This is a genomic window from Mycobacterium celatum, assembly GCF_002101595.1.
Taxonomy (GTDB): Bacteria; Actinomycetota; Actinomycetes; order Mycobacteriales; family Mycobacteriaceae; genus Mycobacterium; species Mycobacterium celatum.
In genome coordinates this window covers 1-15,301 of the sequence record NZ_LQOM01000017.1, presented here as the reverse complement: position 1 = coordinate 15,301, position 15,301 = coordinate 1, and the positions used below count along the sequence as shown (strand labels likewise).

Genomic DNA, 15,301 nt, shown 5'->3' with positions numbered 1-15,301 from the left:
GACCGCTTCGACGAGGCGCTGAGCGACCACCGCATGTCGGCCTGAGTGGGCTACCCCTCAATCCACACACCAGCTGTGAGAAAGCACGGGGTTTGATCCCCGATGGCGAACACCTGGCTGGTGCACCACCGGCACGCTGCCAACCGATACATTGACCCAGGCGTCAGGTGGGAATTTCAGCGAGTGAGTTGACGACGTCGAGCCGGTCGGCCCGGCGGTGACCGGGTCAGCCCCAGCTCAACGGTAGCGACTTGAGCGCAAAGCTCTTCGACGGGAATTTGATTTCGGGGGTGTAGCCCGGTGGCAGTTCGAAGTCGGGGATCTGCCTGAGCCACTCATCGACGATGATATTCAGCTCTATGCGTGCCAGGTGCGAACCCAAGCAGCGGTGTGGTCCGCCGCCAAATCCCCAGTGTCGGTGCATCTTTCCGTCCATGATCAACTCGTCGGTGGATGTCGCGTCGCTGCCGTCGCGGTTGATCGCGGCCGTGCACAACACCACACGTGTGCCTGGGGGAAGCGTCATGCCGCCCACCTCGACGAAGTCGGTGGTAACCCGGGCCGCCGCCGGCGCCGACGGCTCAAGGCGGACGATCTCTTCGATGAAAACCCTGATCTGCTCTGGATTATCGTGAAGCAATCTGCGCAGCTGCGGTCTGCGCGCCAACTCGAATAGCGAGAAACCGATCGCCGCGGCCACCGTGTCCAGACCGGACACAACCAACAGTTGGGTCATGCCGAGCAGCTCGAGATCACTGAGATCGCCCGGACCGGTCATCACTTGCGACAACAGGTCAGAGCCCGGGTTCTGCCGGCGTTGTTGGATGGCGTCGCTGAAATACACCAACAGTTCGTGCCCGTCGGACGTGCCGGCCACCATGGCGTCCTTCAAGCCGATCACGCTATCTCGGACCTCCAGCGGCAGCCCGTAGAGGTCCAGGAACACCTGATACGGGTAGAGGCGCGCGAAATCTGCCATCGCCTCGCACTCGTTTCGGCCGGCGAGCGCCGCAATCATTTCGGTGGCGTGGCGCTCCAGCATGGGCCGGGATTTACGAAATGCCTGCGGGCTGAAGTAGGGTTGCAGGATTTTGCGATAGCGGGTGTGCTCCGGGGGGTCGGACGCTGAAGGCAGCACCGGCACTGGGCTACCGGGGGGCTGAAGCGCCAGTTGCGCCGAGAAGAGATTAGGTTTGCATAGCGCTGTCAGCACGTCCTCGCGACGGGTCAGGTAGTAGGCGCCGTTCATGAACACGACTGGTCCAGCGTCGCGCAACGTCTTCCAACCAACACCTCGATCGGTGGCCATCGGTAGCGTGGAATGCTCCAGCCGCGGTAGGTGGAACGTGCCTGGCTGGCTTCCGCCGAACGTACGACCTGAATAGCTTTGCCCGGAGTTGACTTCCGGCGGGCGCACATCGAGATTCATTTTGTCCTCACTTGGAGTGCGACCGACCGGGCTGAACGGCGAACAGCCTCAGCGGCGTCACGATTGGGCTACTCAACTGCCATCTGCCATCGTACGAGTCGTGCTGGCGCTCTGAAGGTTCACAGTGGCACGAGTCTACGAGAATAGACGTGGCCAGCAAACTCCACCGAGCTGTGAAAACGATCAAAGTCTGGTAAGTGGTGCCATAGTTCGCTTGCCCGTCTGCCGATCGCTACGACCGCGCCGTGGAACTCAGTCACGATCGACACCCCGCCCGAACGGGCACACAGGCGAAGCAGTCAGAAGCCGGATAACCGAACTACGGGTGAACGATTGCCATCCGCGGATGAACAGTAGTTGTCCAGGAATGAATAGTTGGCGTCCGCGACGGCGATTCTCCGCACGGCCATCTAATCTCACCAACGAGCGACTGTTCAGTGACGAGCGGCCGTGCTCAACATTGTTGATGCTGAGGGTTACCGAGGGAAGAAAGCGCATTTCGGCTGTGAGCAGACACCACGCTTCGTGGGCCGGCGCGAGTCAGCCGCTCGCCAATGAGCCTCCCGACCGATTCTTGACCACACCGCTGGCCGCCGTTGAAGCCGCTCAACGCGTCGACGGCGCACTGAGGAGGGCTTAGTGCTGGATTTCGGCGCGTTGCCGCCGGAGGTCAATTCGGGTCGGATGTATTCGGGTCCGGGGCCGGGGCCGTTGTTGGCTGCTGCGGGGGCCTGGGATGGGTTGGCGGCGGAGTTGAGTTTGGCTGCGACCGGCTATGACTCGGTGATTTCGGAGTTGACCGGTGGGCCGTGGGTGGGTCCGGCGTCGATGTCGATGGTTGCGGCGGCTGCACCGTATGTGTCCTGGTTGAGTGCGACGGCTGCGCAAGCCGAGCAGACGGCTAATCAGGCCCGCGCGGCGGTGGCGGCCTATGAGGCGGCGTTTGCGATGACGGTGCCGCCGCCGGTGATTGCGGCCAACCGGGCGTTGTTGATGGCGTTGATCGCGACGAATTTTTTCGGCCAGAACACCCCGGCGATCATGGCCACCGAGGCGCACTACATGGAGATGTGGGCCCAAGATGCCGCGGCGATGTATGGGTATGCGGGGGCGTCGGCGGCCGCCTCGACGGTGACGCCGTTTACCCCGCCGCCGCAGACCACCAACCCCACCGGGGTGGCCGGGCAGGCCGCCGCGGTGGCCAAAGCCGCCGCCACGCCGGCCGGCACCTCCGCGCAGACCACCGCCTCGACCGCCCCGCAGCTGGTCTCGTCGACGGCGGTTCCCCAAGCGCTGCAACAACTTTCGTCGACGTCGACAGCGACCGGGCCGTCGACGTCCGGCTCGTCGCTGTCGTCGTTCCTGCCACCACCGTTCGGCACCGGCCCCGGGCTGACGTCGGCGAACCTCGACACGATCCTCAAGCGAACCACGGGGATAGCGGGGTACTTCCCGCTCGGCATGTCCTCGTTTTTTGCCTCGATCGGCCAGCAGTTGACGTTTGGTCCTGGGGGAGCGACGGCGGGTTCGGGTGGTGCGTGGTATCCGACGCCGCAGTTTGCCGGCCTGGGAGGTCTCGGTGGCAGTGGTGGCTCGCCGGTGCTGGCGAATGTGGGCCAGGCCGATACGATCGGCCGGTTGTCGGTGCCACCGAGTTGGGCTGGCGGCGCTGTCCAGGCCAACGAGTCGGCCGCGTTGTCCTCGGCCAGTAGCCTCGGCGCCGCAGCTGAGAAAAACGGGCCGGCGGGGCTGCTGCGCGGAATGCCGCTCTCGGGCGCGGGCCGGCGCACCGCCAGCGGCTTCACCCACCGCTACGGCTTCCGCTACAGCGTGATGACCCGCCCCCCATCCGCCGGATAACTGACCAACCCGCCACCGGCCTTTATCCGCGACGAGATTTTTATCCGTCTCGCCACGCCGCCTACACACGGACCTCAAGTCGCGACGTGCTGATCGCCGAGACCTACCGCTTTGTTTACGCAGCTAGTGGAAGTTACGTGCGCCGACCACCGCGGTTGCCGTGACGGCTGGCGACCCGCAGACGACGGTACGAGGGGTGCAACGGACGCGACCTTCACGGGGCACTGCCCAGCGATAGCAACCTAATCTCAGCAACAAGCACTAAGTAGTTGCCCAATGTCGTTGACGCTGGCCGTTGTTGAGAAGAAAGCGCACCCCTATTCGTGGCTACACAGTTGGAAATGCTCCTGACGGCGCGGCATTTTGGCGCATCACAAGCTACCGGTCTCGGTTTGAACAACAGCGCCAATTCATACCCGGCCACCGATGCCGCCGGTCGGAAAAGCGACCTAGCTGATCGTCGGCGATAGGGGTGGATTTCGGGTTGTTGCCGCCGGAGGTCAATTCGGGTCGGATGTATTCGGGTCCGGGGCCGGGGCCGTTGTTGGCTGCTGCGGGGGCCTGGGATGGGTTGGCGGCGGAGTTGAGTTTGGCTGCGACCGGCTATGACTCGGTGATTTCGGAGTTGACCGGTGGGCCGTGGGTGGGTCCGGCGTCGATGTCGATGGTTGCGGCGGCTGCACCGTATGTGTCCTGGTTGAGTGCGACGGCTGCGCAAGCCGAGCAGACGGCTAATCAGGCCCGCGCGGCGGTGGCGGCCTATGAGGCGGCGTTTGCGATGACGGTGCCGCCGCCGGTGATTGCGGCCAACCGGGCGTTGTTGATGGCGTTGATCGCGACGAATTTTTTCGGCCAGAACACCCCGGCGATCATGGCCACCGAGGCGCACTACATGGAGATGTGGGCCCAAGATGCCGCGGCGATGTATGGGTATGCGGGGGCGTCGGCGGCCGCCTCGACGGTGACGCCGTTTACCCCGCCGCCGCAGACCACCAACCCCATCGGGGTGGCCGGGCAGGCCGCCGCGGTGGCCAAAGCCGCCGCCACGCCGGCCGGCACCTCCGCGCAGACCACCGCCTCGACCGCCCCGCAGCTGGTCTCGTCGACGGCGGTTCCCCAAGCGCTGCAACAACTTTCGTCGACGTCGACAGCGACCGGGCCGTCGACGTCCGGCTCGTCGCTGTCGTCGTTCCTGCCACCACCGTTCGGCACCGGCCCCGGGCTGACGTCGGCGAACCTCGACACGATCCTCAAGCGAACCACGGGGATAGCGGGGTACTTCCCGCTCGGCATGTCCTCGTTTTTTGCCTCGATCGGCCAGCAGTTGACGTTTGGTCCTGGGGGAGCGACGGCGGGTTCGGGTGGTGCGTGGTATCCGACGCCGCAGTTTGCCGGCCTGGGAGGTCTCGGTGGCAGTGGTGGCTCGCCGGTGCTGGCGAATGTGGGCCAGGCCGATACGATCGGCCGGTTGTCGGTGCCACCGAGTTGGGCTGGCGGCGCTGTCCAGGCCAACGAGTCGGCCGCGTTGTCCTCGGCCAGTAGCCTCGGCGCCGCAGCTGAGAAAAACGGGCCGGCGGGGCTGCTGCGCGGAATGCCGCTCTCGGGCGCGGGCCGGCGCACCGCCAGCGGCTTCACCCACCGCTACGGCTTCCGCTACAGCGTGATGACCCGCCCCCCATCCGCCGGATAACTGACCAACCCGCCACCGGCCTTTATCCGCGACGAGATTTTTACCGCGGGGGCGGCGCGCCGGCACCCGGGCCCCGTGCCTGCAACCTGTCGATGACCAGCGCACGCTAGGCGGATTTGTGCAGGTAGGGGCTATCGAAGTGGACGGAAAACCTAACTGCGGATGAACAGCCGATACCCATGGGTGAACACTAGTGATCCGGGAATGAACAGTTGGCGTGGAGAACGCGCAGCAAGGCGCAGGCCAGCTAGCCTAACGACTGAGCGACTTTTCTGGAGGTCGTTGAGACTTACGGTTATTGAGGAGGGAACCGCATGTCCTTCGTGACCACGCAGCCCGAGGCGTTGTCGGCGGCGGCCGCCAACCTGACGGGTATCGGTTCGGGGATGGCCGCGCAGAATGCCGCCGCGGCTGCCCCGACCACCGGGGTGGTCCCCGCCGCCGCCGATGAGGTGTCGGCGCTGACCGCAGCGCAGTTCGCCGCGCACGCTCAGATGTACCAGGCAGTCAGTGCGCAAGCCGCGGCCATCCACGAGATGTTCGTCAACACTCTGGGCACCAGCGCCGGATCGTATGCGGCCACCGAGGCCGCCAACGCGGTCGCGGCTGGCTGAGGAGGGTTGTAGTGCTGGATTTCGGGGCGTTACCACCGGAGATCAACTCCGCTCGCATGTACGCCGGTCCGGGATCGTCGTCGTTCCAGGCTGCCGCGTCGGCCTGGAATAGCCTTGCGGCCGAGTTGAATTCGGCCGCCGCCGGCTACGACACCGTGGTCACGCGGCTCGCCACTGAGGAGTGGATGGGTCCGGCGTCGACGTCGATGGCCAACGCCGCGGCACCCTATGTGGGGTGGATGCAGACCACGGCTGCGCAGGCCGAGCAGGCGGCCACCCAGGCTCGGGCGGCCGCCGCAGCCTATGACCAGGCGTTCGCGGCGACGGTGCCCCCACCGCTGATCGCGGCCAACCGCGCTCAGACGGCGCAGCTGGTGGCCACGAACGTTCTCGGCCAAAACACTCCGGCGATCGCGCAGCTTGAGGCGCAATACGGCGAGATGTGGGCCCAGGACGCGGCCGCGATGTACGGCTACGCGGGCCAGGCGGCGACCGCCGCGAAGGTGACGCCGTTCGTCGCGCCCGCGCAGACAACCAACCCGGCCGGGCAGGCCATTCAAGCCGCCGCGGTGACCAACGCCGCCGGCACTGCGTCGGGCACCAGCGCGCAGTCGACGCTGGCTCAGCTGCAATCATCGGTGCCGTCCGCGCTGCAAAGTCTCGCGACGCCGACGTCCACCGCATCGTCGACCACGACAGACCCGTTCCTCGGAATTTGGCAGCTCCTGTCAGGACAGTCGACGTATCCCACATCGCTGTCGGGGCTGGTAAACGCGTGGGCGCCCTACGGGGGCTTCCTATATAACACCGAGGGTCTGCCGTACTTCAGCATCGGTATGGGCAACAACTTTGTGCAGATAGCCAAGACCGTGGGACTGATCGGGGGTTCTGCCACCCGCAGCAGCCGGAGGTGCCGCCAAGGGGGCAGCCGGAGGGTTGGGTGGGCTCGGAGGCCTGTTGGGCGGCGGCGCCGGAGGTGGCGCGCCGGCAGCGGTGTCAGCCGGTTTAGGCAACGCGGGCGCAGTCGGTCGATTGTCGGTACCGCCCACGTGGATTGGCGGAGCCCCGTTGACGGCTCCGCACGCTCCGATGCCCATCAGCAGCGTCGCCGCCGCACCGGAGAGTGGGGCTGGCGGAAACCTGTTGGGCGGCATGCCACTGGCCGGTGCCGGTGCCGGACACGCCGGGGGTGCCGGCCCCCGATACGGGTTCCGTCCCACCGTGATGTCACGCCCGCCGTTCGCCGGCTGACATCACTGGCGACGCCGGTACACGAGCCAGCGCAATTCGACAGGTGATTCCTGCGGCGCGACGTCGAACAGGTCGAGGCCATTGGCCCAATTGTCGTACCAGCCGGTGGGCGGCCAAGCCCCTTGCGGCAGATGGGCTTTCTCGTACTCGCCGGCGGAGTCGTCGGAATCGAGTTCAAGAGGCAACGGGGCCGCCGCGGCCGTCATCTCGTCGCGGGTGAAAATCATTGTGTTGCACTGTTGTCCGAGTTCTCGGGCGGCATCATCAGGGGTGTAGTCGTGGCGGGGCAAGAAGGCGTTGAACACCAAGCGTCCGCCGGGGGCCAGGCACTGGGCGGCCAGCTCGAACATGGCGTGTAGCTGCTGCGTGGTCCGGAAGTCGGGCACTACCTCCGAGAGCACGATCAGCTGATAGTCCCGGCGCAGACCATCCACGCTCGCCAAGACGTCGCGTTCGATGATGCGTACGGCGAGTGACTCCCGTTCGGCTTCATAGCGGATGATGTGGGCGAACTTCGGGCTGATCTCGACCGCGTCGACCGGGTGGCCGCCTCGCGCCAAAGCCAGGGCGTTGCGCCCGGTTCCCGCGCCGATGTCGAGCACCGGATGCGTTGTGGGATCGGCTGTTTCGCCGGCCAGAGCCCACACGCGGGCATCCGGTTCGGTGCCGAACAGCGGTCCCTCGCGTGTGGTGACCCAGTGGTCGTACTCGGTCTCGATCGTCGACGATTCCGCCTGCACGCGGTAGTGCAGGGTGGTGCCGAACGGCGCGTGGTACGAGATGACGATGTTGGAACGCGACGAGGCCGTGTAGGCCTGGGTCAGCTGAGCCGCCAGGACCGCCTTCAGCTGAGCGAATTGGTCGGCGGTGAACTCCACGCCCATGCCGGCGAAGACGTTGTGACACATCGTGACGTACTCGTCGAGCATGGCGGGAACGGCCGGCAGTGTGATCTGGCCCGAGGCCACCGACCGACGGTACAACCGCCGGGCCATGGCCTCGCGCAACATCGATGGATCGACCGATCTAAGGGCCGGATCGTCCATCAGACTCTTCTACACGACCCGCCCGGCGGCCGCACGGTGGGGTGGACGGCAGCGAACGCATCGCCGCGAGAGTGTCGGGGCAGTAACCCAAACATGAACAGTTGGAAATTGTTTCGAAGATCGCGAGATTTCGTGCGGTGGAGGGTAGGTTGCGGCTTGGTAAACAGTCGGGGCCCGGGTTAGGAGTGTCATATGACGCAGCCCGTGAAGTTACCTGGGTTTCTGGCAAGACCGCGGACTGCGCCCGACCAAAACCACGGCGCCTGCCTCCCGCCGAAAAATGGCAACGGTCATCGAACGCTCGCGACGGGCACCATGCTGATGCGCCCCGTGAAGCCTGCTGAGGCAGCTCAGGCGCGACTCTTCGAGGAGATACTCCAAGCCGAGATCGCCGAACTACGCGAACTCGCTTACCGGATGGCACAATCGCTGGATCAGCAACCCGCGAGCGGCAGCACCGGGCCAGCCGGGCACCTATTGCGAATCCATTCGCGCATCGACGAGATTCACCGCCTGCTGAACGCACTACGGGGCCGGTTTCCGCACTCCCAGCGGGACGCTGAGCTGCAGCCGGAATAAGTTCGGCGAGTAGCCGGGTGTGCAGCCGGCAATCCGGCCGCTGACGAAGCGATGTCAATCCTCGTCCAAGATGAGCGCCATCTCCGGGCAGGCCGCCACCCCGTCGCGAGTCACCTGCGCATCCTCGGGCCGCACCTCGTGTTCTTCGAGGATGGAATAACCGGACTCGTCGATGGGGAAGAGATCGGGGTCGACGGCATAGCACTGGGCATGGCCCACGCATTTCGACTGTTCCAGACGAACTCTCATGGGGATTTCCTCCCAGGCACACGCACGACGTCGATTCTAGGAGACTGCTGGAGCGCGCATACGATGCGTGGCATGAGCACCGTAGACGGAGGCTGGGCTGGCACCTTTCATCTACCGCGGCTTGACTACTACTCGCTGCCGATGGCGGCTGACCGCGGCGTCGGGTGGAAGGTGCTTCGTGATGCCGGCCCGGTGGTGTTCATGAACGGCTTCTACTACTTGACCCGCCGGGAGGACGTGCTCGCGGCGCTGCGCAATCCCACGGTCTTCTCGTCGCGATTGGCGCTCCAACCGCCGGGCAGTCCGCTGCCGGTGGTGCCGCTGGCGTTCGACCCGCCGGAGCACACCCGGTACCGAAAGATCCTGCAGCCGTATTTCAGCCCGTACGGGTTGAGTAAGTCGCTGCCGGTGCTACGCGAACATGCGGTCGCAATGATCGAGTCCATCGCCGAACGGGGCGAATGCGAGGTGATGGCGGATCTGGCAAATGTGTATCCGTTTCAGGTGTTCCTCGATCTGTACGGTCTGCCGTTGGAAGACCGTGACCAGCTGATCGCCTGGAAGGACGCCATCATCAACGACTCGCCCTATCCGACGGAGGCGGAAGTCACCTCGGCGCGCGAGCTTTTTGACTACCTTGTCGATGCGATCGCACAACGCCGGCAGAACCCGGGCACCGACATGTTGTCCAAAGTCATGACCGGCGAGGGTGCGTTCAGTGATCTCGAGCTGCTAGGCATGAGCCACCTGTTGATCCTTGCCGGGCTGGACACAGTGACGTCGGCGATAGGGTTTTCCCTGCTGGAACTGGCGCGCAGACCGGCGCTGCGGAGCATGCTCCAGGACAATCCGAAGCAGATCAGGGTTTTCATCGAAGAGATCGTCCGGCTGGAACCCTCGGCACCGGTGGCGCCGCGAGTCACCACGCAGACTGTCGTCGTCGGCGGCATGACTCTACCCGCAGGCTCACACGTGCGGTTGTGCATGGCCGCGGTCAACCGTGACGGCAGCGACGCAGTGTCGACCGACGAGCTGGTCATGGACGGCAAAGTCCACCGGCATTGGGGATTCGGCGGCGGGCCGCACCGCTGTTTGGGATCGCATTTGGCGCGCATGGAATTGACCGTGATCGTCAGCGAGTGGCTGAAAAGAATCCCGGATTTCACGGTTGCGCCGGATTACGTGCCCGAGATCGCTTTTCCGGCTAAGACCTTCGCGCTCAAAACATTGCCACTGCGCGTCGGCTGAATTGACTAACTGCGTGCGACCAACTCACCACGACGCTGCCCGTGGCAGGTAAGGGTCCATAAAGCCCGGGCGCGACGGGGCGGGGCGCAGACGGTCGTTCATGGTCGTCGTCCCGATGTGGCGTTCGAAAATCCGCCAGCCACCCTCGGTGCGTCGCAAGCGGTCCGTCATGGCGGAGTAGACCCAGATGGCCGGCAGATCATCCGGGCCGTCGGGCACGTCGCCCCGGACCACCTTCGGCCCCGTCTGCTCCGGCGCATAGCGGATGAGCAGGTTGTGGTAGCGCACGATCACTCCGTCGTCGCCGTCGCGATCGACGATCTGGTTGGTCGCGATGCGGCTGACCCCGGGAACGCTGTACGGATACATCTCTTGGAAGAAGCGCCGCGTTTCCGCCCGGCCACGATTGATGCCGTGGGTGTGGTAGGTCACGCTATCCGGTAAGAACGCCTCGACCATTGCATCGATGTCCCAGGCATCGAACAGCAGGTTGACGCGGTTGATGAAGTCGACGGCACTCGCCCGGTCCGCAGGATCGACAGTGCTGTCCAGGGCTACCGCGGGCAAGTTCGTCATGGTCACCTCCCGACCGTCGGTGCGCATCGATCGTTAACGGGCAGTTTACCGCTCGTTCACTTACAGGCCAATCACGAAACGCTGAGTGGTAGCTGTGCGTTGCCGGTGAATCCGAGGGGCTTATCCGCGGCAAGATTTTTATCGCTCGCGCGAGCACTTTTGGCTGTCAGGCACTGCGAGTCATGACCGCGCCGGCGCTTGGCCGGTAGCCATTCTCAATCCGCAAGCGCAGAATTCGTCCAGGTTGTTGGCCACTTCGGCGTCGCGAGCGCCGACTTGCGTCCCCAACTTGTTACTGAGTTGTTACTGCAGATGAACAGTTGTTGTCGCTGGGTGAACACTTGCGAACACGGGGCGTTGGCGGCGGCGACGATCAATACGGCCATCTATTGTCATGGACGGAACGATTGCTCAGACTTTTGGAGGAGGAGGCTAGATGTCGTTCGTGACCACACAGCCCGAGGCGTTGTCGGCGGCGGCCGGAAGCCTGCAGGGGATCGGCTCGGCACTGAGCTCCCAGAACGCGGCTGCGGCGGCCCCAACGACGGGGGTAGTTCCGGCAGCGGCCGACGAGGTGTCGGCGCTGACCGCGGCACAGTTCGCCGCACACGCGCAGATGTACCAGGCGGTCAGTGCGCAGGCCGCGGCCATTCACGAGATGTTCGTGAACACGCTGGGCACCAGCGCGGGCTCGTATGCGGCCACCGAGGCCGCCAACGCCATCGCGGCCGGCTGAGTACCGAAGTAGCGTTGATTGATGAATCTCACGACTGCCGCAGCGTCCGTGCGGTCCGGAATTCGTCCCACCGTCGTCCAATGCACGGTGGCAGCCGGTTAGGGGGAAGGGGGATCGTCCGTTGTGTATTCGGGTCGGCGGTTATGCCACCGCGTAACCCGTCCGGCTATCACTCGTGAGTTCGGGTCCAGAGCACAGACCAGTAAGGAGACATTCAAGTGACCACGCGCTTTATGACCGATCCGCACGCGATGCGGGACATGGCGGGCCGTTTCGACGTGCACGCTCAGACCGTCGAGGACGAGGCCCGCAAGATGTGGGCGTCCTCGCAGAACATTGCCGGTGCCGGCTGGAGCGGGACGGCTCAGGCCACCTCCTACGACACCATGGGCCAGATGAACACCGCGTTCCGCAACATCGTCAACATGCTGCACGGTGTGCGCGACGGGCTGATTCGCGACGCCAACAACTACGAAGCTCAAGAGCAGGCCAGCCAGCAGATCCTGAGCAGCTGACCCACTGCGGTTTTCGCCTCATCTGCGTAAGCTTTCACAACGTTAGGAGAACACTTCCCATGACGATCAACTACCAGTTCGGCGACGTCGACGCCCACGGTGCTTTGATTCGCGCCCAGGCCGCTTCCCTGGAGGCCGAGCACCAGGCCATCATCCGCGATGTGCTTGCTGCCGGGGACTTTTGGGGTGGCGCTGGGTCGACGGCCTGCCAGGAGTTCATCACCCAGTTGGGTCGCAACTTTCAGGTGATCTACGAGCAGGCCAACGCTCACGGCCAGAAGGTGCAAACCGCCGGCTCCAACATGGCCAGCACCGACTCCGCCGTCGGCTCCAGCTGGGCGTAGCACACTCGAAAGCAAGGCACGGCAGCACACCCCCCTCGGTGTGCTGCCGTGTCCTGCGGTTTCCAACTACAGAGACACGAGAGTAGCGATGGACCAACAGGGCACCCGGACGGATATCACCGTCAACGTCGAGGGTTTCTGGATGCTCCAAGCGCTGCTGGACATCCGCCACGTCGCCCCCGAGCTGCGTTGCCGGCCATACGTCTCCACCGATTCCAGCGACTGGCTCAACGAGCATCCGGGCATGGCGGTGATGCGCGAGCAGGGCATCGTCACCGACGACACGGTCAACGAGCAGGTGGCCGCCCGGATGCGAGTGCTGGCGGCGCCCGATCTGGAGGTCATCGCGCTGCTGTCGCGCGGCAAGCTGCTCTACGGCGTCAAGCAAAAGGAAGAGGGCGAAGAAGAGGAGCCGGTCGGGTCGCGCGACATCCCCGACAACGAATTCCGGGTGGTGCTGGCCCGGCGTGGGCAGCACTGGGTCTCGGCGGTGCGGGTCGGCGACGAGATCACGGTCGACGACGTGGCGATCACCGACACCGCCTCGATCGCGGCGCTGGTCTTCGACGGGCTGGAGTCGATCCACCACGCCGATCCGGCGGCGATCAACGCCGTCAATGTGCCGCTCGACGAGATGCTCGAGGTGACCAAAGCGTGGCAAAGCTCGGGCTTCAACGTGTTCTCCGGTGGCGACCTGCGCCGCCTGGGCATCAGCGCGGCCACGGTGGCCGCGCTCGGGCAGGCGCTATCGGATCCGGCTGCCGAGGCGGCGGTCTATGCCCGGCAGTATCGCGACGACGCCAGAGCGCCAAGCGCGTCGGTGCTGTCGCTGAAAGACGGCTCCGGCGGCCGCATCGCGATGTACCAGCAGGCCCGCACCGCCGGGTCCGGGGAGGCGTGGCTGGCCATCTGTCCGGCCACCCCGCAGCTGGTTCAAGTCGGGGTGAAGACCGTTTTGGACACGCTGCCCTACGGCGAGTGGAAAACGCATCGCAGAGTTTAACAATTGCGCGGGAAAAACCGTGCACACCAAGGATTTTGATGGCGCCATTCGCTCGGGGTGCGGATCGCCCGAAATGCTCTAGAATTGGCTCGAGAATTGGGACTGGAGTCACAATTATAAATCGCGAGGCGAGGCACATGGATTCACAATTCGTCGGCAAAGAGGTGTCGCGGTGACCGCGGTGGTGGCCGAGGCGCCCCAGCCCGGCGCGGAGGCGGTTTCCACCCCACAAGCGGCAGTGGTCGCGGTCATGGCCGCCGACGTGCAGATCGGTGTGTTGCTGGACGCGAACGCCCCGGTTTCGGTGATGGTCGACCCGCTGCTGAAGGTCGTCAACAGCCGGCTTCGGGAGCTCGACGTCGCACCGCTGGAAGCGACCGGACGCGGCCGGTGGGCGTTGTGCCTGATCGACGGCACCCCGCTGCGGGCCAATCAGTCGCTGACCGAGCAGGACATCTACGACGGCGACCGGTTGTGGCTGCGGTTCATCGAGGACACCGAGCACCGCTCCCAGGTCATCGAGCACATCTCGACGGCGGTGTCGGTCAACCTGTCCAAGCGGTTCGCCGCCATCGACCCGGTTGTCGCGGTCCAGGTCGGTGCCGCGATGGTCGCCGTGGGCGTGACGCTGGCCGCGGGGTTGCTGGGCTGGTGGCGCTGGCGGGATGACTCGTGGCTGACCGCGAGCTATGCGGCCGTGGTCGCAGTGCTCGTGCTGACCGTGGCCACGCTGGTGCTGATGCGGTCGACATCGGTGGCGGGCCGGCGCGTCGGCGACGCCGTGCTGATCAGCGGCCTGGCGATGCTTTCGGTCGCCGCGGCCGCGACACCGCCGGGACCGGTGGGCGCTCCGCATGCGGCGCTGGGTTTCGCCGTCGCCGGTGTCGGGTCGATGCTCGCCATGCGACTGACCGGCCGGCGGCTGGGAATCTACACCGCGATCGTCACGATCTGCGCCGCCGCGATGCTCGCGGGCGCGGCGCGGATGCTGCTGGGGACCGGCCCGGTGACGCTGATGACCTGCGTGCTGCTGGCCTGCGTGATCGGCTACCACACGGCGCCGTCGATGTCGCGCTGGCTGTCCGGCATCCGGTTGCCGGTGTTCCCGTCGGCCACCAGTCGCTGGGTGTTCGAAGCCCGGCCTGACCTGCCGACCACCGTGACGGTCTCTGGCGGCGGGCGCCCGGTTCTGGAGGGCCCGGCCTCGGTGCGGGATGTGCTGCTGCGGGCCGAGCGTGCCCGCTCGTTTTTGAGCGGTTTGCTGGTTGGGCTCGGCGTGCTGACGGTGGTGTGCCTGGCCGGCTTGTGCGACCCGCACACCGGGCAGCGGTGGTTGCCTGTGCTGCTGGCCGCTTCCACTGCCGGGTTCCTGCTGCTGCGCGGTCGCTCGTACGTCGACCGCTGGCAGGCGATCACGCTGGCCCTGACCGCGGTCATCATCGTCGCGGCCGTGGTGGTCCGCTACGTGCTGGTGCTGTCGTCACCGCTCGTGGTGTCGGTGGGCGTAGGGATCCTCGTGCTGCTTCCGGCGGCCGGGCTGACCGCTGCGGCGGTGGTGCCCAACACCATCTACAGCCCGCTGTTCCGCAAGATCGTGGAGTGGATCGAATACCTGTGCCTGATGCCGATTTTCCCGCTGGCACTGTGGCTGATGAATGTCTATGCAGCGATCCGGTACCGGTAGCAGGCGCGGGGCCCGCGCGGCCAGCCTGGCTGCCACCACACTCGTCGTCGCGTCGGCGGCACTGGCTGGATCGCCGTCGGCCTACGCGATCAACCCACCCGTGATCGACCCGGCCGCAGTGCCGCCGGACAGTCCGCCCGGACCGGCGCAGCCGATGCGGCAAAGCGCCTACTGCACCGAGGTTGGGGTGTTGCCGGGCACCGATTTTCGGGTGCAGCCAAAATACATGGACATGCTGAACTTGGCGGAGGCATGGCGGTTCGGCCGGGGCGACGGAGTCAAGGTCGCCGTCATCGACACCGGGGTCACCCCCCACCCGAGGCTGCCGCACCTGACCGCCGGCGGTGACTACGTGATGGGCGGCGGCGACGGGCTCTCGGACTGCGACGCCCATGGCACGATCGTGGCGTCGATGATCGCTGCGGCGCCGGCCACGAGCGCGGAAACCGCGCCCCCGCCGGCCCGTAAACCCCCTCC

Annotated in this window: 15 protein-coding genes and 1 pseudogene; 12 read left to right on the top strand and 4 right to left on the bottom strand. The window is 65.6% G+C overall.

Going from position 1 to position 15,301, the window contains the following annotated elements; all coding sequences use genetic code 11:
- Positions 1 to 226 precede the first annotated feature (226 nt).
- Positions 227 to 1,309 (bottom strand): cytochrome P450, encoded by a 1,083-nt coding sequence (locus AWB95_RS05520; protein ID WP_062541749.1) that lies wholly within the window; start codon positions 1,307 to 1,309, stop codon positions 227 to 229.
- A gap of 759 nt (positions 1,310 to 2,068) precedes the next feature.
- On the opposite strand from AWB95_RS05520, the gene AWB95_RS05515 reads away from it, so the two are divergent.
- From AWB95_RS05515 to AWB95_RS05500, 4 genes and pseudogenes are all read left to right on the top strand, one after another.
- Complete coding sequence (locus AWB95_RS05515; protein WP_085167797.1) at positions 2,069 to 3,289, top strand: PPE family protein; 1,221 nt, start codon at positions 2,069 to 2,071, stop codon at positions 3,287 to 3,289.
- 472 nt (positions 3,290 to 3,761) lie between these two features.
- Positions 3,762 to 4,979, top strand: coding sequence for a PPE family protein (locus AWB95_RS05510; RefSeq protein ID WP_085167795.1), 1,218 nt, complete (start codon positions 3,762 to 3,764; stop codon positions 4,977 to 4,979).
- 314 nt (positions 4,980 to 5,293) lie between these two features.
- Positions 5,294 to 5,593 (top strand): PE family protein, encoded by a 300-nt coding sequence (locus AWB95_RS05505; protein WP_062541548.1) that lies wholly within the window; start codon positions 5,294 to 5,296, stop codon positions 5,591 to 5,593.
- Between the two features lie 14 nt (positions 5,594 to 5,607).
- Positions 5,608 to 6,844: pseudogene (locus AWB95_RS05500) on the top strand (PPE family protein).
- A 2-nt stretch (positions 6,845 to 6,846) separates the two neighbouring features.
- Here the strand turns inward: AWB95_RS05500 and AWB95_RS05495 are convergent.
- A complete protein-coding gene (locus AWB95_RS05495; RefSeq protein ID WP_062538362.1) occupies positions 6,847 to 7,890 on the bottom strand; it encodes a class I SAM-dependent methyltransferase in 1,044 nt (347 codons plus the stop codon).
- A gap of 192 nt (positions 7,891 to 8,082) precedes the next feature.
- Between AWB95_RS05495 and AWB95_RS05490 the strand changes: the two genes are divergently transcribed.
- Complete coding sequence (locus tag AWB95_RS05490) at positions 8,083 to 8,469, top strand: hypothetical protein (protein ID WP_139818458.1); 387 nt, start codon at positions 8,083 to 8,085, stop codon at positions 8,467 to 8,469.
- A gap of 54 nt (positions 8,470 to 8,523) precedes the next feature.
- On the opposite strand, the gene AWB95_RS05485 is transcribed toward AWB95_RS05490, so the two are convergent.
- The gene (locus AWB95_RS05485; RefSeq protein ID WP_062538364.1) at positions 8,524 to 8,718 is read right to left on the bottom strand and encodes a ferredoxin; all 195 of its coding nucleotides are present in this window, start codon (positions 8,716 to 8,718) and stop codon (positions 8,524 to 8,526) included.
- A gap of 72 nt (positions 8,719 to 8,790) precedes the next feature.
- Here AWB95_RS05485 and AWB95_RS05480 point away from each other — a divergent pair, with 72 nt between their 5' ends.
- The gene (locus AWB95_RS05480; protein WP_062538368.1) at positions 8,791 to 9,966 is read left to right on the top strand and encodes a cytochrome P450; all 1,176 of its coding nucleotides are present in this window, start codon (positions 8,791 to 8,793) and stop codon (positions 9,964 to 9,966) included.
- Positions 9,967 to 9,990: 24 nt separating this feature from the next.
- Here AWB95_RS05480 and AWB95_RS05475 read toward each other — a convergent pair whose 3' ends face one another.
- Entirely contained in the window at positions 9,991 to 10,569 is a 579-nt protein-coding gene (locus AWB95_RS05475) for a nuclear transport factor 2 family protein (protein ID WP_232315460.1), read from the bottom strand.
- 409 nt (positions 10,570 to 10,978) lie between these two features.
- Between AWB95_RS05475 and AWB95_RS05470 the strand changes: the two genes are divergently transcribed.
- The 6 genes from AWB95_RS05470 to AWB95_RS05445 form a co-directional block, all read left to right on the top strand.
- On the top strand, positions 10,979 to 11,278 hold the full coding sequence (locus AWB95_RS05470; protein ID WP_062538365.1) for a PE family protein: 300 nt from the start codon (positions 10,979 to 10,981) through the stop codon (positions 11,276 to 11,278).
- A 218-nt stretch (positions 11,279 to 11,496) separates the two neighbouring features.
- Entirely contained in the window at positions 11,497 to 11,793 is a 297-nt protein-coding gene (locus tag AWB95_RS05465) for a WXG100 family type VII secretion target (protein ID WP_062538366.1), read from the top strand.
- Between the two features lie 59 nt (positions 11,794 to 11,852).
- A complete protein-coding gene (locus AWB95_RS05460) occupies positions 11,853 to 12,137 on the top strand; it encodes a WXG100 family type VII secretion target (RefSeq protein WP_045384667.1) in 285 nt (94 codons plus the stop codon).
- Between the two features lie 88 nt (positions 12,138 to 12,225).
- Entirely contained in the window at positions 12,226 to 13,140 is a 915-nt protein-coding gene (locus AWB95_RS05455) for an ESX secretion-associated protein EspG (protein ID WP_062538367.1), read from the top strand.
- A gap of 172 nt (positions 13,141 to 13,312) precedes the next feature.
- A complete protein-coding gene (gene eccD, locus AWB95_RS05450; protein ID WP_083134196.1) occupies positions 13,313 to 14,824 on the top strand; it encodes a type VII secretion integral membrane protein EccD in 1,512 nt (503 codons plus the stop codon).
- Positions 14,802 to 15,301, top strand: a 500-nt coding sequence (locus tag AWB95_RS05445; protein WP_249025631.1) for a S8 family serine peptidase, incomplete at its 3' end; no start/stop codon positions are given. The genes eccD and AWB95_RS05445, both read left to right, overlap by 23 nt.